This is a genomic window from Bradyrhizobium sp. AZCC 2289 (genome assembly GCF_036924615.1).
Taxonomy (GTDB): Bacteria; Pseudomonadota; Alphaproteobacteria; order Rhizobiales; family Xanthobacteraceae; genus Bradyrhizobium.
In genome coordinates, this window is sequence record NZ_JAZHRY010000001.1 from 6,571,600 (window position 1) to 6,591,056 (window position 19,457).

A 19,457-nucleotide genomic window follows, 5' to 3' on the forward strand; every position below is an offset into this window, starting at 1 on the left:
GCGCTGTTTAGCTCGGGTTAACGCCGTCCGTTAACCGTCGCAAGAAATCGGCGCGGCAAGGGGCGCTGCCGGACCGGATATTGCAACAATGCCTTTGTAACGTTTGGGTTCCGAGAGCTTCCCGGAACGAACCATCGTCCCGGAACGACGATGTCCCGATATCGCGGAGCGATCCCGTTTCGGGACGACGACAGAGAACCGCCGAGAATTCGCCATGAGCCAGATTTCGACCGGATTGCCCGAAGACGTTGAGACCATGCCGGATGCGTCGCGCGCCTGGGTGGCGATCTCGCCGGCGCTCGATCCTTCGATCGAGATCGTGGTCTGCATTCCAAGTTTCCGCCGGCCGCAGCACCTGCGGCAGACGCTGGAGTCGCTTGCCGGGCAACGCACCGGCCGCCGCTTTGCCGTCGTCATCGTCGAGAACGACGCGCTGCGGACCGAGAGCGTTCCGGTTGCGGTGGAATTCCTGGCGTCGGGAAAATTTCCGGGGCTCTGCGTCGTTGAGCAGCGCCAGGGCAATTGTCATGCGATCAACGCCGCGTTCGAGACCGCGCTGGCGACGTTCCCCGCGGCGACCAGTTTTCTGATGATCGACGATGATGAAATCGCCTCACCGGACTGGCTCGAGCTGATGGTGTCAGCAGCGGAGACGACGGGCGCCGACGTGGTGGGCGGGCCGGTATTGCCGAATTTCGATGACGCGCTCAAGCGCGGGCTGCGCCGTCATCCGGCCTTTGCGCCGGCCTACGACAGCTCGGGCCCGGTGCCGGTCATCTATGGCTGCGGCAACTGCCTGATCAGGCGGCCGGTGTTTGCGCGCGTGGGCGCTCCCGCCTTCGATCTGCGCTTCAATTTCCTAGGCGGCGGCGACACCGATTTTTTCTACCGTTGCCGGCGCCTTGGCATGAAATTCCACTGGGTGTCAGAAGCCACCATCAATGAGACCGTGCCGCAGAGCCGGACCAGCCTGAGCTGGCTGATCACGCGCGGCCTGCGGATCGGTGCGATCAACTATCACGTCCAGCGCAAGGCGACGCCGACGGTCTGGTCGCGGATCAAGCTTGGTCTCAAATTGTTCGCGGCGCTGCCGCTGTCGCTGACCTACGCCGTGCGGGCGTTTCTGACCGAACGCAAGCCGAGCATCGCCATGCACCCGATGACGGTGGCCGTCGGCAGCGCGCTGGCCGCGATCGGCATCGAGCCGCAACCTTACAAAGCCTCGAAGATCGTCTCGTGAGCCAGTTCGTCACCACCTCGCAAGTCCACGCCGTCGTCGGCGAGATCTGGCGCCAGCAGGTGATGGACATCGTCCGCGGCGCCGTGTTCGTCGGCGCTTTGCTGCTGGCGTGGGTGACGCTGCGGCCGTTCGAAGACCTCTCCACCATGCAGATCGGCGACGTCACGACCGGCAACGAGGTGATGACCTATGCGGCATTCGGCGGCCTCGCGGTGCTGGCCGTCGCACTCGCCATGCGCGACAACATCCAGGGGCTCAAGACGCTGTTGTCGCCGGCATTCGTGCTGTTTACCGGCTGGTTGTGCCTGACGGTCGTGCTGTCGTTCGACCCGAGCACGTCGATCCGGCGCTTCACTTTGTCGGCCTGCGTCGTCGCGGTCGCGGCGGCGCTGCCGCTGCTGGCGAAATCGCAAACTGAAATGATGCGCTGGTTCAGCACCGCCACGCTGGCCTTGCTGGCGATCTGCTATCTCGGAATATTGCTGGCGCCGCATCTTTCGATCCATCAGGCGACCGATCTGCAGGAGCCGCAGCTCGCGGGAAACTGGCGCGGGTCGTTCGGCCACAAGAACATGGCGGCCGCCATGATGGCGATGCTGCTTTTCCTTGGCATCTACCTTATCCGGGCCGGTGGATGGATTGCCGGGGTAGCGGTGGTCGGGCTGTCGTCGCTGTTTCTGTTCTATTCCGCCGGCAAGAGTTCGCTCAGCCTGTGCTTTGCGGTGCTGTTGTTGACGTCGCTGACGTCGGTGGTTCGTTCGTTCTGGCTGCGTGCCGTGATGCTGTTGACGCCGCTGCTGCTGTTGAACCTGCTCAGCGTCGGAACGGTGATGAGCGAAAGCCTCGCCGAAATTGCCAAATTGTTGCCGCTGGATTCGAGTTTCACCGGCCGCCTCGACATCTGGACCTTCGCCGTGCAATCGCTGCAGGGACGGCTGGCGACCGGCTACGGCTTCGCGTCCTTCTGGGGCAGCAGTGCCATCCAGAACCTGCCGGAAGGCAAGGAATGGGCGGCCTACGCCTCCCACAGCCATAACGGCTATCTCGACAGCACGCTCGGCATGGGTTTGCCGGGCCTCGCGCTTTTGATGGCGGCGATCGTCGTCAAGCCGCTGCGCGATTTCCAGGGCACGGACGAGGGCGGCAACAACGGTCCGCTGGCGATGGTATTTTTGCGGATCTGGCTGTTCGGGCTTTATCTGTCGTCGATGGAGAGCTTCTTCCTCGACCGCGCCGATCCCCTGTGGTTCACGTTCCTGGTGGCGATGTTCGGCTTGCATTATCTGGCGCGGTTTCGCGCGCGGGCGTGACGTTCAGAGCTGCGCGCGTACCGCCTCCGCCGCGTCCTGCCACCATCCGTCGAAATCGAATGACGCCGGCACCGAGGTCGATTTAAGTGCGGTGACGATCCGGTCGGCGTGGACGTCATCATCCGACCCGCGCGCGACCAGCACGATGGCGCCGCGGTCGATCAATTCCTTGAAACGCTGGTGGTGATCGAATTCATCGGGCAAGTCAGGACCCGTCACGATCAGCGGCCGGCCGGATTGCACGCAGGTGAGGATGCTGGAACGCCGGGCCGTGAGGCCTTCATCGAGCGGATAGCAGAAGGCGTCGACCTCATTGAACAGGCCGAACACCTCCTGGTCGGAGGCGACGAAGCCGCTCACGATCACGTCGTCGGTGATGCCGAGCTCGGCGGCGCGAGCGCGAAAGCCCTCCTCGACATTGTCGACGCCGCGGATGAACGAGCCGATATAGACGATCAGCGGCTCGAGCCCGCGCTCCTTCAATATCGCGCCGATATGGAGCAGCGCATTGGGTTGCTTGGCCGGATAAATCGATCCGAAATGACCGATCACCAGCCGCCCCGCTTTCCGGGCGGCGGCGAGGCGCCGGCGCAAATCCGAATCCGCTTTTTCTGCAGGCGCTTCGATGTTCGGCGGCAGCGGCGCCAGCACGCTTTTGCCGGCGGTCCAGCCCACTAGGAGATCGTCGGCGAGCTCACGCCGCACCAGCGGCGAGAACATGATGATGCTGTCGGCCAGCAACAGCGCCGGAATGTAGGTGAGCCGTCGCAACCAGTGCAGCCCGCCCCATTCGTGCTGAATCAGGACAATTTTGCGCCGTCGCAGCTTCGCCATCGCGAGCGTCAGCAGCGGGGCCAGGATCACGCGCTTCCAGGCCACGATGGGAAAGTTGCAGACCACGCTCTGTGCCGAGCCGACGGCGCGCCAGCTCTCACCGAAGGTGCCTTCGGTACGCGTCAGGGTTAACGTCGTGCTGCTGCCGGGATCGAGCTTTTCGATCCTCTCTTGCAGCAACCGCGTAAAATGCCCGACGCCGCACTGCATCTGCGGTCCCGCGCCAAGAAACAGCGCCCGGTATCGGGGGTCTGACGTCATCGTAGCGCTGCGAAGTTTCCCAAAAACATCCGCGTTAGCCATACAGCGCAGACATTAGCTTCCGGTAAGCGGCCGCAAGCCCTCGGCGGCACCGTTCTTGCCAATCTGATCGCAGGGATTGCCCGGCCGTCTCATTACGGGACATCGGGCGGCCAAAGGTTTGGCGGCGACCCCAGGATTTCGGGACAACCGGAATCGCGGTCACCGCGGCAATGGAACAGGAAGTCAACAGGAGCGCGACAATGACGACCAGCAAGATCTTCAACAAATGGGACCAGACGCATTCCGAATTGTGGAGCCATCAGCCGATCCGGCTCGAGCACGAAATGCACAAGTCGCCGGCGTTCTCGATGGACGATCTCGCCAAGCTGATCGAAGGTTATCCGCGCGAACATTATAGCCTGGTGCAGACCGGCGCCCGCGGCTCCAGCAAGTTGTGGCGCGAGGGCGATATCGGCAATCTCTCGGGGCGCGAAGTGATCGAGGCGATTTCCCGCGGCGGGCTCTGGCTCAACATGCGCGATGTCGGCGCGGTCGACAGCCGCTACCGCAAGCTGGTCGACAGGATGTTCGAGGAAATTGTCGCCAAGGTGCCTGGCTTCCAGATGCCGAAAGGCCATCAGGAAAGCATCCTGATCTCGTCACCCGACGCGCAAGTGTATTATCACGCCGACCTGCCGGGACAGAGCCTGGTGCAGATCGCCGGCCGCAAGCGCGTCTATGTCTATCCCAACACCGCGCCGTTCATCACGCCGCAACATCTCGAAGACATCGCGCTGTTCAATGTCGAAGTCGATCTGCCCTACAAGGAATGGTACGACGACCACGCCAAGGTGCTCGACATCGGCCCCGGCCAGATGCTGGGCTGGCAGATGAACGCGCCGCATCGGGTCGAGAACCTCGACACCTTCAGCGTCTCGATGACCATCTCCTACACCAACGAGGAAATCCGGCGTAACGAGATCGTCAACCTCGCCAACGGCATGCTGCGCCATCGCTTCGGCTACACGCCGAAGACGCGCAATCTGCGTGGTCCGTCGTTCTTCGCCAAGGCGGTGATGCAGAAGCTGTTGCGCGACGGCAAATGGGTCAAGCGCGAGCGCAGCGTGCGCCGCCCGATCGACTTCCGCCTCGATGCCGCCCAGCCCGGCAAGATCGTCGACCTGCCGAAGGCGGCGTGAGCGGATTGTCCCGACGATGACGGTGCTGGCGGAACATTTGGTAGAGCTGGACGCGCGGCCGAAGACCCGCGCGGGTAGCTTCCGCGTCGAACTGGTCCGTGACTGGAAACAAGCCACGGCGCGCTGGAACGACATCAACCCGTCGACGCCGTTCCAGCATCCGCAATGGTGCGAGGCCTGGTATGGCGCCTTTGCCGGTGCCGATGGTGTCGAGCCGTTGATTGCCGTCGTCACCGATGCCGCGAGCGGCGAGCAGGCGGCGTTGCTGCCGCTGATCCGCCGTCGGCAAAAGGGCATGCGGATCATCGAATTCGCCGATCTCGATCTCACCGATTACAACGCCCCGATCCTGGGCAATGCGGCACCGCGCGACGCCCGCGCAGCGCGCGCGCTGTGGCGGGATTTACGGGCGGCCTTGCGCAAAATGCCCGGTGGCGCCGATCTGATCCGTCTCCGCAAGGTCCCGGTCGATCTCGGCGGCCGGCCCAATCCGCTGGCGCTGCTCGACGATGCCGGCCCGTGTGCGGCCAACGGCAACGTCGTCACCACCGGCGAGGATTACGACGGCTGGCGCTACACGCTGGAAAAGACCGTGCGCAAGGAACTCGAGCGGAGCTGGCGCGTGTTCACGCGCGACCCGGCCGCAGGCTTCAGCTTCGTCACCGATCATCATGAGGCACGGCGAATTCTCTCGACCACCGAAGTCCAGCAGGGCACGCGGATGCAAAGCCTCGGCCTCAACTTCATCCTCAACGACGAAACCTGTGCCGCGTTCTACCGCAATCTGGTCCGCGATGGCGTCGGCAGCGGTTACGCCCTGGTATCGGCGCTCACGGTCGGCGACGAAGTAGTGGCGACGCTGCTCGGCATCCGCAGCGGTTCGCGTTACGTCATGGTCCGCATCAGCAATGCCGGCGACAAATGGTCGAACTGTTCGCCGGGCCGGCTGATCATCGAGCGGACGATGGCAGCGCTGCACAAGGACGGCGTTCGGGAATTCGACTTCTCGACCGGCAATTATGCGTACAAGCGCCGCTTCGGCGTCACGCGGTTGCCGCTGGTCGATGTCAGCGCGGCCTTGAGCTGGCGCGGATTGCCTCATGCGTTGCGCTATCGCACCGCGCGCGAACTGCGCAGATATCCGCGGCTCACCGCCTTTTTGAAACGCGCGCTTGGCAAACCGGCGTCGCGCGAAGAGAACTGACGTCCGTTGCAAAAGAGTCACGGTCGTGCAGATCTGCCACACTCAGCAGGATTGTGCGGTCGTTCTTCCTGTGTTCGCAAGAGTTCATGATTGTGGCAACTGCGGAGGCGTAAGCTGCTGTTCGGGTCAAGGGCGATAGGTGAGTGCTTCCGTGGGGAGAACCGACATGCCAGCCTATATTCACCATCACGAAGACGCCGAGCCAGCCTTCATTATTTGTCCGATCTGCGTCGGTCTTCCGATGTACGTCAAGGACGTCGAACCGCATTGGAGCATGGCGAAGATCGACTTCACCTATGAATGCTCCGACTGCGGCACGGAAATCAGGCAGACGGTGACCAAGCCGGAGCTGCAGCACTAAACCTGCCGCACTACGCCGGGCTGGCCCGGCGCGCATTCCAGCGCATCGCGATCCCATTTCGCCGAGATCGCCGCCGCTTCATAAGTGCCTTGCAGGAAATCGAGCAGCGCCTTGTCGGGATCGACGGCGGTACGCACGGCATCATAGGGCAGGATGAACTCGCCCAGCGCTTCGCTGAAGAAGGCCGCGTCCGGCTTCACCTTCGTTGTGCGAAAGCCTGCGGGTTCGGGATAGGCATAGGAATAGAAAGCGGGATAGTCGTTCGCGCCGCCGCCCGGCCAGAAGCCGGCGCTGCTGACCTCGTGCGAATAGGCTTCGTGTGCCACCGCGTCGGGCAGATTGGGCACGCCGCCGGGATGGCGCGGCGCGCGCCGTCCGGAAAAGCGCGTTACCGCCAGATCGAAACTGCCCCAGAAGAAATGCACCGGGCTTGCTTTGCCGAGGAAGCCGGTGCGGAACTGCTTGAAGACGCGGTCGCAATTCACGAGGATTTGCAGAAAGCGCCGCACCGCATCCGGGTCGTAGGACGCATGGGCGCTGTCTTGCGAGAACCGGACCGGATCCGGCAATTCATTCGGCATTTCGTCGATGGTGACGGCGATGCCGAGCTCCCTGAGGGCCGCCATCACCGCAGCGTAAAAGCTCGCCACTGACCGCCCGGCCAGCGCGAACTGCCGCTCCGCGCCGTCGCTGGCCGAGATGCGCAAGGCGTGATCGATGAAATCGAAGTCGATCTGGAACGCCCGCGCGCCGTCCGGAATCGGTGACGTCGTCAGCCCGCGCGGGGTGACGTAGAGGGCGACATGCCAGGAATGATTGAGCCAGGGTGACCGCGTCAGCCGGATCTTGCCGACGATCTGGGTCCACAGCTGAACCGTCGCATAGGTGTCACGCCACGCCGCGGTCGGCAATTCCGGCCACGGGGCTTGCAATATGTTGCTCATGCCTGAACCCTGTGCGCGGTGAACGTGAAGGCATATCGCCTATCACGAATTCCTCACGCGAGCTTCACGATTTGGTGCATTCCGGGCAGCGGCGCGCGCCGCGCGTGGCGCGGAACAGGCTGCGGCACCACCAGCGCCGTGCAATCGCCTGCAGCGGATTGCGCACCAGCTGAGCCATGAAAAGAATTTCGACCATAGCGATAACCCATCGTCCCCTTGGGATAGGTGGGGGCGGCATTCCCAAATGAGAATGCCGCCTCTATCGCATCAGCCATGCAGTTTATTCGCGGTCTCCGCGATCACCCGTCCTTGATAGCGCGCGCCGGCGAGCTCGTTTTCGCTCGGCTGGCGGCTGCCGTCGCCGCCGGTGATCGTGGTCGCGCCATAGGGCGCGCCGCCGGTGACTTCGTCGAGCTTCATCTGGCCGGCAAACCCGTAGTTCAGGCCGACAATCGTCATGCCGAAGTGCAACAGGTTGGTGATGATCGAGAACAGCGTGGTCTCCTGGCCGCCGTGCTGGGTCGCGGTCGCGGTGAAGGCGCCGCCGACCTTGCCGTGCAGGGCGCCCTTCATCCAGAGGCCGCCGGCTTGATCGAGGAAATTGGCCATCTGCGAACTCATCCGGCCGAACCGCGTGCCGGTGCCGACGATGATGGCGTCGTAATTGGCGAGATCCTCGACCTTGGCGACCGGCGCCGCCTGATCGACCTTGTAATACGACGCTTTCGCGACATCCGGCGGCACCAGTTCGGGCACGCGCTTGACGTCGACGGTGGCGCCGGCTTTGCGGGCGCCTTCGGCGACGGCGTTCGCCATCGTCTCGATGTGACCGTAGGCGGAATAATAGAGGACGAGTACTTTGGCCATGATGGTTCTCCGTTAAGTTTGTAGTGGTTGTTCTTGCGAGATGACACGCGCGGGCTATTGCCCGCGCATGAGGGGTGGGGGTGCCTACGCCGCGTCGACCAGCACCAGTTCGGAATCCTCCAGCGCGGTGATCCTGAGCTTGGCTTCACCGCGGATCGCAGCACCATCGCGGGCGTTGACGCGGACGCCGTTGACCTCGACGCTGCCAGCCGCCGGGACCAGATAGAGGTTGCGGGTTTTCCCCGGCGCATATTCCGCGCTCTCGCCGGCCTTCAGCGTGGTGGCGAGCACCCGCGCATCGGCCCGGATCGGCAGCGCATCCTTGTCGCCGTCGATACCGCTGGCGATGGTGACGAGCTTGCCGGAGCGATCCGACTTCGGGAACGGTTTGGCGCCCCAGGTCGGGTGGCCGCCTTGCGTCGTCGGCTCGATCCAGATCTGGAAGATCTTGGTCTTTGCCGGCTCCAGATTGTATTCGGAATGACGAATGCCGCTGCCGGCGCTCATCACCTGGACGTCGCCAGCTTCCGTGCGGCCCTTGTTGCCAAGTGAGTCCTGATGCGTGATCGCGCCTTCGCGGACATAGGTGATGATTTCCATGTTGGCGTGGGGATGGGCGGGAAAGCCTGAGTTCGGCGCGATCTCGTCGTCGTTCCAGACGCGCAAGCTGCCGTGGCCCACGTTGCTGGGGTCGTAATGGCTGCCGAACGAGAAGTGATGCTTCGCCTTCAGCCAGCCGTGATCGGCACCGCCGAGTTTTGCAAAAGGTCTGAGTTCGATCATGGGATATTCCTTATCGTTTTGGATGATGACAGGGGGTGCCGGGCGCACCGCGCCCGGCCTTGACGGTCGTTTGGATCAGGCGCCGAAGCCGCCATCGACATTGAGCACCGTGCCGGTCACGAACGAGGCTTCGGGGCTGGTGAGGAACACGACGCCGGCGGCGATCTCCTCCGCGGTGCCGAAGCGTTGCAGCGCGTGTTGCTTGCGTTGGGCGTCGGCGAACTCGCGATCGTCGTCCGGGTTCATGTCGGTGTTGATCGAGCCCGGCTGCAGCACGTTGACGGTGATGCCGCGCGGTCCGAGGTCGCGCGATGCGCCCTTGGTGTAGCCGACGACCGCGGCCTTGGTGGCGGCGTAGTCGGCAAGACCGGGGAACGAAGCGCGGGTTGCGATGCCCGAACCGATGGTCACGATGCGTCCGCCTTCGCCCATCAGCTTCGAGGCCGAGCGGATCGCGGTAATCACGCCGTGGACGTTGATCGCGTCCTGGCGCGCCAGCGCCGCGGTGTCGGTATTGGCATCGTCGATCGGTCCGCCGACGGCAACGCCGGCATTGTTGACGAGGATATCGAGCCGTCCGAAATCCTTTGCGACGTCCTTCACCAGTTGATCGACTTCAGCGGACGAAGCCTGGTCGGCCTTGTAGGCGTGGGCCTTGACGCCGCTGGCCTGCAATTCCGCAACCACCGCTTCGGCCTTGTCGGGGGAGGCGACATAGCTGATGGCGACATTGGCGCCTTCATTGGCCAGCGCCCGGGCGCTCGCCGCGCCGATGCCGCGCGAGCCGCCGGTGACGAGGGCAACCTTGCCTGAAAGCTTCTTGATCATGGGATTTCTCCGTAACTTGAATTCCGATAACACTTCGATATGCCTCCCGCTGTGGTATAGAAATAGAAACTATTGAAACTCATTGTTTCCAAAATAGAACCTAAGGCCGCCCCCGATGGCAAAACTCCCTGACTTTGAAGGCCTCGCGATTTTCGCAAAAGTCGTGGAATTACGGTCGTTTGCGGCGGCCGCAGCCGAGCTTGCGCTGTCCAAGGCCACGGTCTCGAAAGCGGTCAGCCGGCTGGAGGAGCGGCTCGGCGCGCGGCTGTTCAACCGCACCTCGCGGCGGCTCGCGCTGACCGATGCCGGGCAAAAACTGTCGGAGCGCGCGACGCGCTTGCTGGCCGATGGCGAGGCGGCGGAGAACGAGGCGTTGTCGCAATCGATGGCGCCGCGCGGGCTGGTTCGGCTCGCGGTGCCGATGACCTTCGGGGTCAAGGCGGTGGCGCCGCTGTTGCCGGAATTTTTGGCCGCCTATCCCGAGGTCTCGATCGATCTGCATTTGAGCGACGCGACGGTCGATCTGATCGGCGAAGGCTTTGATGCGGGCCTGCGCATCGCGCGGCTGCCGGATTCTTCCCTGATCGCGCGGCGGCTCTGCGCGACGCCGCGCTACACGGTAGCGGCGCCGTCTTACCTGAAACGCCATGGCCGGCCGACGCATCCGATGCATCTCGCGCAGCACAAATGCTTTGGCTACGCCTATCTCTCGACGGCCGGCGTCTGGCACTACACCAACGCGGCTGGCGAACAAGCCAGCGTGCGGCCGGCTGGCCAATTGCGTGTCAACAACGGCGAAGCGCTGTTGCCGGCGGTGCTCGCCGGGCTCGGCATCGCCGACCTGCCGGACTTCATCGTCGGCGAGGCGATCGCTTCAGGCGAGGTCGAGGTGATCCTGAAGGGCTGGAAGCAGCCCGAAGGCGCCGTGCATCTGGTGACGCCTCCCGGCGGCCCGCGCCCCGCGCGCGTCGAGGTGCTGGCGGATTTTCTGGCGAAGCATTTTGCGAAGGGGAGGAAGAGGTAAGCGCGTCGCGCTGTTTGTTTGGCCCCTCCAGGGGAGGGTAAGAGGCGCGCGGCTATCGCAATGGCTGCGGTTTCGGCTAGGCTCTCTTTTCACAAACCAAAACAAAATCCCTGGGGAGAAACTGCCGATGAACCGCCGCGAACTCTTGAAAGTTGCCGCGGCGTTGCCGCTGGCGCACACCGCGCTCTCGTATGGCGCTTTCGCGCAAACTCCCTATCCCTCGCGCAACATCACCATGATCGTGCCGTTTCCGGCCGGCGGCCAGGCCGATCTCGCGGCGCGGCCGGTGGCGCTGGCGCTGGAGCGCATCCTCGGCAAGCCCTGCATCGTCGACAACCGCGCCGGCGGTGCCGGCGGATCGATCGGCAATGCGCAGGCCGCGCGCGCCGATGCCGACGGCTACACGCTCTTGATGACGCTGTCGTCGCTGGCGGTGCTGCCCGAAGCCGACCGGCTGTTCGACCGTCCGGTCGCCTACGAAGTCTCGCAATTCGCACCGGTCGCGCGCGTGCTGGCCGATCCGACGCTGCTTGCGGTGCCGGCCTCGGCGCCGTGGAAGACGCTGCAGGATCTGGTCGACGATGCCAAAAAGCGTCCGGGACAAATTCCATACGGCTCGTCCGGTCCGTACGGCACGCTGCATGTCGCGATGGAGATGTTCGCGGCCAGCGCCGGCATCAAATTGCTGCATGTGCCGTTTCGCGGCGCAGGTCCCGCGCTGACCGCGTTGCTCAGCGGCACGGTGCAGGCGCTGGCCTCGGCGCCAGGTACGCTGAAGCAGCAGGTCGATGACGGCAAGATGCGCGTGCTGGCGAACTGGGGCGCCGAGCGGATCCCGAGTTTTCCCGATCTGCCGACGTTCAGGGAACTCGGCTACAGGGATGTCGAATTCTACATCTGGGCCGGGCTGTTCGCGCAAAGCGCCTTGCCGGCGCCGATCATGACGCGGCTGCGCGAAGCGATGGCGCAGGCGGTCAAAGCGCCGGAAGTGATCAAGACCTTCGAGACCGCGGGCAGCCCGGTCGCTTACCTTGACGCGCCGGAATTTTCAAAATTCGTCGCCGAGGACTCGGCGCGGCTGATCGCCGCGGTGAAGAAGATCGGAAAGGTGGAGTAGGGGACATGGCTTCACATTTTTTTGTCCGCCGCGAACCTTGCCCGGCCTCATTCGATTGACAGGGTTGAGACTACTCCACCGCCACCGCGTGGAACTTGCGCGTCAACTGGATTCGAAGAAGGGAACCCCGGCATGAGGATGCAGCGGATTGTCCTGAGCCTCCTGGTATCGATCGGCGGTGGAATGGCCGCTCAAACTCCGGCGTTTTCGGACGAATATCGCGGAACCTGGGAACAGCAGATGGCCTGCACCCCCGATGTCTGGCGTCTCTGCGGCGATCAGATCCCGGACGTCAGCCGCATCGTGAGCTGTTTGCGGCAGAATACGCCGCAACTATCGAATAATTGCCGCGCGGTGTTCGAATCGAACGCCAGCGCGCAGCAGCAGCAGCCGACGCCGCCGCGCGTGCCCCAGCAGCCGCGCGCGCGCGCCGCTCAGCCGCGGCCGGTGCAACCTTCGCCTTCTGACGATGACGAGTAGGCCGGCGCTTCGCGTTCGGGTCTGTGCTCGCAGACGTCGACCCATTCGGCTGATGTCAGCTCCGCCATCCGCGCCGGCGTGATTTTTACCGCGCTGTGGGTCGATCCCGCAGCCGGCACCACGACATCGAACGCCCTCAGCGACACATCGCAATAGACCGGCAACGGCGTCTTCAGTCCGAACGGACAGACGCCGCCGACTTCGTGGCCGGTGATCTCGGCGACCTCGTCGAGGCCGAGCATCTTTGGCTTGCCCCCGAACAGCGCCTTCACCTTCTTGTTGTCCATCCGCGACGTGCCGGCGGCGACAATCAGCACGACGCGTTCGCCGATCCGCAGGCTCAGCGTTTTTGCGATCCTGGCCGGCTCGACGCCATAGGCCTCGGCCGCCAGCACCACGGTAGCGGAACTCACGGCCGATTCGATCACGGAGATTTCGGGCGCCTTCTCGGCGAAGAAGGCGCGGACGGACTCAAGACTCATGTTTCAGGACCTCAGGGCAATCAGACCGGGCAATTCGGACAGCGCGCGGATGCGGTAATCGGGCTCGAGCCCGAGCTCGTCCATCTGGGTGCGGATCGCCTTGAACATCGTGAGCGGGGCGACGGCCTCGCTCTCGATGCAAGCCAGCGCCATGGCTTCCGGCGTCACCCGCTCGATCCATGCGACGTTCAGGCCAAAGGCCTTGGCGCCGCAGGCATCCCAGGGGTTGGAGGATATGAACAGCACGTCCGAGGGCGGGATATCGAGGGTGGATTCGATCAGCGTGTAAGCGTCCGGACTAGGCTTGAAGATTCTCTTCGCGTCAACGCTGATGGTCGCATCGAGCACGCTCTCAAGCCCGCTGTTCTTCACCAGCGCGTTGAGCATGCCGGGGCTGCCGTTGGAGAGAATGGCGAGCTTGTTGGGCTTCATCGCCGTGAGCGAAGCCAGCGCGTCGGGATAAAGATCCAGATGCAGATATTTGTCCATGATGCGTTCGAACGCGTCAGCGTCGTATTTCAGCCCGAGGCATCGCAAAGTGTAGGCGAGCGACTCTCGCGTCACGACCGCGAAATCCTCATAGCGCCGCATCAGCGAACGCAGCCAGGTATATTCGAGCTGCTTGATGCGCCAGATCTGGGTGATGATGTCGCCGTAGCCGGGAAACTCTTGTTCGGTGACGGCGGCGACCGACTGGATGTCGTAAAGCGTGCCATAGGCATCGAACACGACGGCTTTGATGCTCACCTCGCAAACCTCACTTTTCTGCTATTTTCGGACCGATCGTCGCGTCGAGAAATTCGTGGAGCGCCGCGATCGATTGATCGGTCGCCGATTGGTTGAACTCGTGGTGGTGCCCCGCGAGGTTTGTCGTGGTCTTGAGGTTGGGCGCGTCGAAGGCGTGATAGGCGCCGGGATAGACGATAAGCCTGATCGGAACACCCTCGGCCGGCCGTCGTGATATTCCCATATCGTCGCGGCCATCGACCATGTCGCGGCAGGCTGTCGCGGGGTTCAGGTCATCGCGCTCACCGATCAGGATTAGGGTGGGAACGGTCACATCGCCTCTAAACGAGCCGCAGGGCGGATAAAAAGCGACGGCAGCCCGGAATTTGTTTGGCGAAGTCTGTTCGATGGCGCCATGTTCGACCGACATCAGGGCCACTCGACCGCCTTGCGCAAAACCCAGCACGGCAATGCGATCCGGATCGACAAATGGCGCGCGCACCAGAAAGTTCAGGGCGCGGTAGGCGTCCGTGGCCAGATCGAGCGGAGGGCTGTCGTCGCAGTTCTTGATGCCGCGCGGACCGAAACTGTCCACGGTAAGCGTCACATAGCCCCAGGACGCAATCCGCTTCCCCCAGCGTTCGTCGAGCCGCGCCCAATTTCCGTTGCAACTATGCAGCAGCACGACGGCGGGCGAGGGGCCCGCAGTGCCGGCCTGCCTCAAATAACCCTGGAGCGGATGTGGGCTGGCAAGCGGGTTCTCGATTTCGACGACGATCGGGGAGGATTCAGCCGCAACGCCGCCGGCCGCATTTCCGGTCAGGAATGCGGCGACCAAGGCAGCGGCTTTTGCGAAGTTCGTCACAGGTCACGATCCCGGCCGGTGATGCAGCGTCGCTTATATACCCAAAATCCGGCGAGCGTTGGCCTTCAATACCTTCGGCCGGATCTCGTCGCGGATGTCGAGCTTGGCAAAATCCGCCAGCCAGCGGTCCGGGGTGATCACCGGCCAGTCCGAGCCGAACAGCATCTTGTCCTGCAGGATCGAGTTGATGTAACGCACAAGGATCGGCGGGAAATATTTCGGCGACCAGCCGGAGAGGTCGATATAGACGTTCGGCTTGTGGGTCGCGACCGACAGCGCCTCTTCCTGCCAGGGGAAGGACGGGTGGGCGAGGATGATCTTCAGATCCGGGAAATCCGCCGCGACGTCGTCCATGTACATCGGGTTGGAATATTTCAGGCGCATCCCCATGCCGCCGGGCATGCCTGAACCGACGCCGGTCTGCCCGGTGTGGAACAGCGCGATCGCGCCGCCTTCATTTATGGCTTCGTAGAGCGGATAGGCCATGCGGTCGTTCGGATAGAAGCCCTGCATTGTCGGATGGAATTTGAAGCCGCGGACGCCGTACTCCTCGATCAGCTTGCGCGCCTCGCGCACGCCCAATTTGCCCTTGTGCGGGTCGATGCTGACGAAGGGGATCAGGACGTCGAGATTTTCGGAAGCTACTTCCAGCATCTCGTAATTATTGTAGCGGCGGAATCCGGTCTCGCGCTCGGCATCGACGGGGAAGATCACCGCCGCGATCTTCTTGGAGCGGTAATAGGCCGCGGTTTCCGGCACCGTCGGCGGATGCTTGTGCGGCGACTTGAAGTAGTCGGCCATCTGCGCCTGGAAATCATCATAGCCGTCGTCGCCATGCATGCCGCAGGGCTCTTCGGCATGGGTGTGGATGTCGATCGCCACGACGTCTTCGATATTGGGCAGCTTCAGCTTGGGCATTTCGGGGTTCCCGGCGGCTTGATTTTGCGGTTTGGCAAATTGATTATACTATATAACAAATTCCGCAAGGCGGCAGAAGCAAAACCCAGAAACCGAACAATGATCAAGGAGGATGCGATGGCGCAGGCGGAAGCCTTCGAGACCGATTTCTGGAGAGACGCCAATCTGCGCAAGGTCTGGGACGACATCGTCCCCGGCGAGCCGCGCAAGACTATCCCCTACACGCTGACGCGGGAGGCGATCCAGCTGTACTGCAAATCGGTCGGCGAAACCCATCCGATCTATTTCGACGAGGTTTACGCCAAGACCACGCGTTATGGCGGGCTGATCGCGCCGCCCTCGATTCATATCCTCCTGATGTTCTCCTGCACCCCGGCGGATGACTGGATGCGCTCTCCGGGCACCGTCAATGCCGGGCAGTCCTGGAGCTACAACATCCCGGCGCGGCCGGGCGATGTCATCACCTTGCAGGCCCGCGCGCTCGACAAGTTCATCAAGCGCGAGCGGTTGTTTGTGGTGCACGACAACGTCTTCTTCAACCAGCATGGCGACGTCATCTGTTCCGGCCGCGGCCAGACCATCCGGCCCGAGTGAACTTCAATCAGAGGGGAGGGATCATGACGACCACATTCGAAGACCTGAATGCCGGCGACGCCATCGACGGACCGAAATTTGCGGTCTCACGCGAATCCATCCGCCTGTTCTGCGACGCCTCGCTCGACTACAACCCGCTGCATCTCGACGACGACTACATGAAGGGCAGTTTCGGCAAGACCAATTTCGGCGGCATCATCATGCACGGCATGAATAATTTCGGGCTGATCTCGCGGATGCTGACCGACTGGGCCTATCCGCGCGGCGCGATCCACCGCCGCCTGGAGACGCGATGGGTCAAGCCGGTGCGGCCCGGCGACACCATCCAGCCCCTGGGCATCGTGAAATCGAAGCAGGTGACGAAAAATTCGCGCTGGGTGCTGATCGACGTCCTGGTGCGGAACCAGAACGACGAGAAGGTCGCGACCGGCGAGGCGATGGTCGAATTCCCGCTGGATGCGGCGGCCTGACCTTCACTCGGCCGGGACGCCGGTCGATCCGCGTGTCGTCAGCCTGCCGCCCTTGGGGCGCCCGGCAAGATGCGCATTCGGCGCCACCACGTCGGTGGCAAGACCAAGCCGCGCCAATACGCGGATGGTGAGCCAGGTGTTGTCGATCTCCCACCAGCGATGACCGTGGCGGGCCGAGCGCGGGTCGGCGTGATGGTTATTGTGCCAACCCTCGCCGTTGGAGATCAGGCCGACGACGAGGTTGTTGCGGCTGTCCTCGTCGGTCTCGTAGTTCCGGTAACCCCACAGATGCGTCACCGAATTGATCGCCCAGGTAATATGCCAAACCAGCACGGTGCGGACGAAGACGCCGAACATCAGAATGCCAAGTCCGGTCCGTACCGCATCGATCGTTGCTTCTCCCGATAGCCAGGCCACTGCGAATCCGGCGCCGAAGAACAGCGGCATCTGTCCGAGATTGATCCAGACCAGCCAGTTGTGGCGTTCGAGCGCGACGTAAAAGCGATCGCGCAGGATGTCCCTGGCATAGCGTTCGTAAATGCCGAGCCGGGCGAGTTCCGGCTGATCGACCAGAATCCAGCCGATGTGGCTCCAGAAGAAACCCGCAAGCGGGCTGTGCGGGTCGGGCTGCTCGTCGGCGAATTGGTGGTGCCGGCGGTGGATCGCGACCCAACGGGCCGGGGTTTCCTGCAGGCAGGACATCGCGATCACCACCATCGCGTGCTCCAGCCATTTCGGACATTTGAGGCCGCGATGGGTGAGCAGCCGGTGATAGCAAAGGTTGATGCCGAACAGTCCGCACAGATGCGTGCCCAGGATGGCGACGATCAGGCCGCTCCAACTAAAATAGCCGGGCAGAAAGGCCATCAGCGCCACGGCGTGGTAGGCGCCGATCCCGACTATATAGGGCCAGTTCAGCCGAAACGGCCTGACGCCCGCGGGCAGCAGGATCCCGGCGTCGGCCGCGGAAGCGGTGATGAGATCTTCGGGCGTAAGGACGGCAGTCTGAGCGGTCGGCCGGGGAGCGGTCGTCATACGGAGGTCAGTTCCAATCGGGGGAGGCGTGGTCGTCAGCTCGACCGACGTGATTCCTCTTATACGGGTCGGGCCCGCGCCGGGGTGCAAAATCTGAGGCTAATTGACGCTGTTTCCCGGCGAAAAAAGCTGGAGAATCAATTTCATAACGGCCGGACAAGGCAGATTGGGGGCTTTGCGAGTGGTTGATTGACATTCGGCCATGCGATGGCTTAGAAACCGCTCATCCCGGGCGGATCGCCGCTGGCGGGAGTAACCTCATTTTGCCACTTTCGGGCATCAACTCGGTTCGGCCTCCAACACGGCCTTTCAAAGCATCAGGATTGTCCCATGAAGGTCCGTAACTCGCTGAAATCGCTGCGCGGCCGCCACCGCAACAACCGTCTGGTCCGCCGCAAGGGCCGGGTTTACGTGATCAACAAGGTGCAGCGCCGCTTCAAGGCCCGTCAGGGCTGAGTTCCCGTTTCGGGAATCGCGCGCCACCGCCTCGCTTCACAGGTCTTTGACGACGTGCTGCTTTGCAGCGCGATTTTCCGCGTCTAGACTTCCAGCATGGCTTTTCGATTCCCGCGTGCATGGAACTGCCGGATTGCGATCATCGCTGCGGCGATGATTGCCGCGCCCGTGGTGGCCTCCGCCCAGGGCGACCCAAGGGTCATCCCGCCACCCCAGCAGCAGAAGAAGTTGCCGGAAGCGCCGAGCAAGCTGCCCAAGGTCGGCGCCGATCGCACCCGTGGTCTGGATTTCCTGTTCGGCGCGCTCAAGGCAGCACCGGATGAGACCAGCGCCAAGCATGTCGAGGCCCGGATCTGGGCGCTGTGGCTGCAGACCCCGAGCGATACCGCGGCCCTGTTGATGGTGCGCGCCAAGGCAGCGATGGACGCCCAGCAGATGGATGTCGCGCTAAAACTGCTGGATGCCGTGGTCAAACTGCGTCCCGATTATATCGAGGCCTGGAACCGGCGCGCGACGCTTTATTACCTGAGGAACGACTACACCCATTCGCTCGAGGACATCGAGCAGGTGCTGAGCCGCGAACCCCGTCATTTCGGGGCGCTGGCCGGGCTCGGCATGATCATGCAGGATATCGGCGACGACAAGCGCGCGCTCGATGCCTTCCGCAAGGCGCTGGCGGTCAACCCGCACCTCGAAAAAGTGCCGGAGCTGGTCAAGACGCTCAGCGAAAAGGTCGAAGGCCGCGATATCTAGCACACGGCTTTCGCGACAGATCGTGCCCAAATAGATCGACCCGCGAAGCGCGTGGTTAACCAAGAATTAAGACGACCGATTGTGAGCGGGAACGTTTCTCGCTATCGCGCCTGTGTTCGCTGTGAATAGCGTGCCGGAGCGAAGCCATGAAATCATTGCTGCTCGCCGGCGCGATGATCGTCGCGACCGGTGCAACCTCATTTCCGGATGGGTTCTATTGGGTGGTCGGCAATCGCGCGACGAGCAAATGCGACATCGTCACCCGTAATCCGGTCATCTATCCGTATGGCGGTGGCAATTTTTGGTTCGGAGACGGTCCTTACCGATCCGCCGCGGAAGCCAGACTCGCACGCTCGACCATCGGCGTCTGCCCGAAGGATGATCCTGCCGCCGAGAAAGACGGCGCGTCATAGCGCGAACCGCTCCGCGGGAAGAACACGCGACAAGCCACAATCCAGGCAGAACTTTGCTAGGAGAGAGCCTTGCCAGGACAGAGCCTTGCTAGTGCAGAAGCTTGCTGCCGCCGGTCAATTCGCCCCGGGCGGCGGCGTAGAGCTGCGCGAGCTCGGCCTCGAGGTGCTCGTTGACCAGCAGCAGCGCCTTCAGCGCGCCGCGGAGGTCGCCGTTGCAGGCCGCCACGATCTGGTCGATGGCTCTTTCGTTGGGGTCGGTGATCATTGCAAGTCCTCCGATGGTACCGTGGAACAATGTTTGGCCTCCGCCC

25 protein-coding genes are annotated in these 19,457 nt (G+C 63.1%); 13 read left to right on the forward strand and 12 right to left on the reverse strand.

What is annotated here, in order from left to right; genetic code table 11:
* The first annotated feature begins 214 nt into the window (after positions 1–214).
* Together V1289_RS31150 and V1289_RS31155 are read left to right on the forward strand one after the other, a co-directional pair.
* Entirely contained in the window at positions 215–1,240 is a 1,026-nt protein-coding gene (locus V1289_RS31150; RefSeq protein WP_442896095.1) for a glycosyltransferase family 2 protein, read from the forward strand.
* Positions 1,237–2,550: an O-antigen ligase family protein gene (locus V1289_RS31155; protein ID WP_334401687.1), complete on the forward strand. Its 1,314-nt coding sequence runs from the start codon at positions 1,237–1,239 to the stop codon at positions 2,548–2,550. The genes V1289_RS31150 and V1289_RS31155 overlap by 4 nt, the downstream gene beginning before the upstream one ends.
* Before the next feature lie 3 nt (positions 2,551–2,553).
* Here V1289_RS31155 and V1289_RS31160 read toward each other — a convergent pair whose 3' ends face one another.
* On the reverse strand, positions 2,554–3,645 hold the full coding sequence (locus tag V1289_RS31160; protein WP_334401688.1) for a hypothetical protein: 1,092 nt from the start codon (positions 3,643–3,645) through the stop codon (positions 2,554–2,556).
* 242 nt (positions 3,646–3,887) lie between these two features.
* On the opposite strand from V1289_RS31160, the gene V1289_RS31165 reads away from it, so the two are divergent.
* The 3 genes from V1289_RS31165 (at position 3,888) to V1289_RS31175 (ending at position 6,391) form a co-directional block, all read left to right on the forward strand.
* Positions 3,888–4,826, forward strand: a complete 939-nt coding sequence (locus V1289_RS31165) for a hypothetical protein (RefSeq protein WP_334401689.1) — start codon at positions 3,888–3,890, stop codon at positions 4,824–4,826.
* Positions 4,827–4,842: 16 nt separating this feature from the next.
* Entirely contained in the window at positions 4,843–6,030 is a 1,188-nt protein-coding gene (locus tag V1289_RS31170) for a GNAT family N-acetyltransferase (RefSeq protein ID WP_334401691.1), read from the forward strand.
* Between the two features lie 166 nt (positions 6,031–6,196).
* Positions 6,197–6,391, forward strand: a complete 195-nt coding sequence (locus tag V1289_RS31175) for a hypothetical protein (protein WP_334401693.1) — start codon at positions 6,197–6,199, stop codon at positions 6,389–6,391.
* Here the strand turns inward: V1289_RS31175 and V1289_RS31180 are convergent.
* The 5 genes from V1289_RS31180 to V1289_RS31200 all read right to left on the reverse strand — a co-directional run bounded on the left by V1289_RS31180 (position 6,388) and on the right by V1289_RS31200 (position 9,813).
* On the reverse strand, positions 6,388–7,335 hold the full coding sequence (locus V1289_RS31180; protein ID WP_334401696.1) for a DUF5996 family protein: 948 nt from the start codon (positions 7,333–7,335) through the stop codon (positions 6,388–6,390). The two genes, V1289_RS31175 and V1289_RS31180, sit on opposite strands and share 4 nt — an antisense overlap.
* Before the next feature lie 64 nt (positions 7,336–7,399).
* Positions 7,400–7,531, reverse strand: coding sequence for a hypothetical protein (locus V1289_RS31185; protein ID WP_334401698.1), 132 nt, complete (start codon positions 7,529–7,531; stop codon positions 7,400–7,402).
* 71 nt (positions 7,532–7,602) lie between these two features.
* The gene (wrbA, locus tag V1289_RS31190) at positions 7,603–8,202 is read right to left on the reverse strand and encodes an NAD(P)H:quinone oxidoreductase (RefSeq protein WP_334401700.1); all 600 of its coding nucleotides are present in this window, start codon (positions 8,200–8,202) and stop codon (positions 7,603–7,605) included.
* Between the two features lie 84 nt (positions 8,203–8,286).
* Entirely contained in the window at positions 8,287–8,985 is a 699-nt protein-coding gene (locus tag V1289_RS31195) for a pirin family protein (protein WP_309182474.1), read from the reverse strand.
* Positions 8,986–9,060: 75 nt separating this feature from the next.
* Entirely contained in the window at positions 9,061–9,813 is a 753-nt protein-coding gene (locus V1289_RS31200; RefSeq protein WP_334401703.1) for an SDR family NAD(P)-dependent oxidoreductase, read from the reverse strand.
* Positions 9,814–9,928: 115 nt separating this feature from the next.
* Here V1289_RS31200 and V1289_RS31205 point away from each other — a divergent pair, with 115 nt between their 5' ends.
* From V1289_RS31205 to V1289_RS31215, 3 genes are all read left to right on the forward strand, one after another.
* Positions 9,929–10,837, forward strand: a complete 909-nt coding sequence (locus V1289_RS31205) for a LysR family transcriptional regulator (RefSeq protein WP_309182476.1) — start codon at positions 9,929–9,931, stop codon at positions 10,835–10,837.
* A gap of 127 nt (positions 10,838–10,964) precedes the next feature.
* Positions 10,965–11,954 carry a Bug family tripartite tricarboxylate transporter substrate binding protein gene (locus tag V1289_RS31210; RefSeq protein ID WP_334401706.1) on the forward strand — a complete coding sequence of 330 codons (990 nt, stop codon included), beginning with the start codon at positions 10,965–10,967 and terminating at the stop codon, positions 11,952–11,954.
* A 132-nt stretch (positions 11,955–12,086) separates the two neighbouring features.
* On the forward strand, positions 12,087–12,434 hold the full coding sequence (locus tag V1289_RS31215; RefSeq protein WP_334401708.1) for a hypothetical protein: 348 nt from the start codon (positions 12,087–12,089) through the stop codon (positions 12,432–12,434).
* On the opposite strand, the gene V1289_RS31220 is transcribed toward V1289_RS31215, so the two are convergent.
* The 4 genes from V1289_RS31220 to V1289_RS31235 are packed head-to-tail and all read right to left on the reverse strand — an operon-like array spanning position 12,389 to position 15,425.
* Positions 12,389–12,916 (reverse strand): YbaK/EbsC family protein, encoded by a 528-nt coding sequence (locus V1289_RS31220; RefSeq protein WP_334401709.1) that lies wholly within the window; start codon positions 12,914–12,916, stop codon positions 12,389–12,391. The genes V1289_RS31215 and V1289_RS31220 overlap by 46 nt on opposite strands.
* A gap of 3 nt (positions 12,917–12,919) precedes the next feature.
* On the reverse strand, positions 12,920–13,663 hold the full coding sequence (locus V1289_RS31225) for a haloacid dehalogenase type II (protein WP_334401710.1): 744 nt from the start codon (positions 13,661–13,663) through the stop codon (positions 12,920–12,922).
* 10 nt (positions 13,664–13,673) lie between these two features.
* The gene (locus tag V1289_RS31230; RefSeq protein ID WP_334401711.1) at positions 13,674–14,507 is read right to left on the reverse strand and encodes a dienelactone hydrolase family protein; all 834 of its coding nucleotides are present in this window, start codon (positions 14,505–14,507) and stop codon (positions 13,674–13,676) included.
* A 33-nt stretch (positions 14,508–14,540) separates the two neighbouring features.
* Positions 14,541–15,425 carry an amidohydrolase family protein gene (locus V1289_RS31235; RefSeq protein ID WP_334401713.1) on the reverse strand — a complete coding sequence of 295 codons (885 nt, stop codon included), beginning with the start codon at positions 15,423–15,425 and terminating at the stop codon, positions 14,541–14,543.
* Between the two features lie 117 nt (positions 15,426–15,542).
* On the opposite strand from V1289_RS31235, the gene V1289_RS31240 reads away from it, so the two are divergent.
* Entirely contained in the window at positions 15,543–16,019 is a 477-nt protein-coding gene (locus V1289_RS31240; protein ID WP_334407744.1) for a MaoC family dehydratase, read from the forward strand.
* 23 nt (positions 16,020–16,042) lie between these two features.
* Positions 16,043–16,489 carry a MaoC family dehydratase gene (locus V1289_RS31245; RefSeq protein WP_334401716.1) on the forward strand — a complete coding sequence of 149 codons (447 nt, stop codon included), beginning with the start codon at positions 16,043–16,045 and terminating at the stop codon, positions 16,487–16,489.
* Between the two features lie 3 nt (positions 16,490–16,492).
* Here V1289_RS31245 and V1289_RS31250 read toward each other — a convergent pair whose 3' ends face one another.
* A complete protein-coding gene (locus V1289_RS31250; RefSeq protein WP_334401718.1) occupies positions 16,493–17,524 on the reverse strand; it encodes an acyl-CoA desaturase in 1,032 nt (343 codons plus the stop codon).
* A 330-nt stretch (positions 17,525–17,854) separates the two neighbouring features.
* Here V1289_RS31250 and ykgO point away from each other — a divergent pair, with 330 nt between their 5' ends.
* The 3 genes from ykgO to V1289_RS31265 all read left to right on the forward strand — a co-directional run bounded on the left by ykgO (position 17,855) and on the right by V1289_RS31265 (position 19,146).
* Positions 17,855–17,980: a type B 50S ribosomal protein L36 gene (gene ykgO / locus V1289_RS31255; protein WP_002718645.1), complete on the forward strand. Its 126-nt coding sequence runs from the start codon at positions 17,855–17,857 to the stop codon at positions 17,978–17,980.
* Between the two features lie 96 nt (positions 17,981–18,076).
* A complete protein-coding gene (locus V1289_RS31260; protein ID WP_334401720.1) occupies positions 18,077–18,733 on the forward strand; it encodes a tetratricopeptide repeat protein in 657 nt (218 codons plus the stop codon).
* A gap of 146 nt (positions 18,734–18,879) precedes the next feature.
* Positions 18,880–19,146, forward strand: a complete 267-nt coding sequence (locus V1289_RS31265; RefSeq protein ID WP_334401722.1) for a hypothetical protein — start codon at positions 18,880–18,882, stop codon at positions 19,144–19,146.
* An 88-nt stretch (positions 19,147–19,234) separates the two neighbouring features.
* Here the strand turns inward: V1289_RS31265 and V1289_RS31270 are convergent, their stop codons facing one another.
* Positions 19,235–19,411 carry a hypothetical protein gene (locus V1289_RS31270; protein ID WP_334401724.1) on the reverse strand — a complete coding sequence of 59 codons (177 nt, stop codon included), beginning with the start codon at positions 19,409–19,411 and terminating at the stop codon, positions 19,235–19,237.
* Positions 19,412–19,457 lie beyond the last annotated feature (46 nt).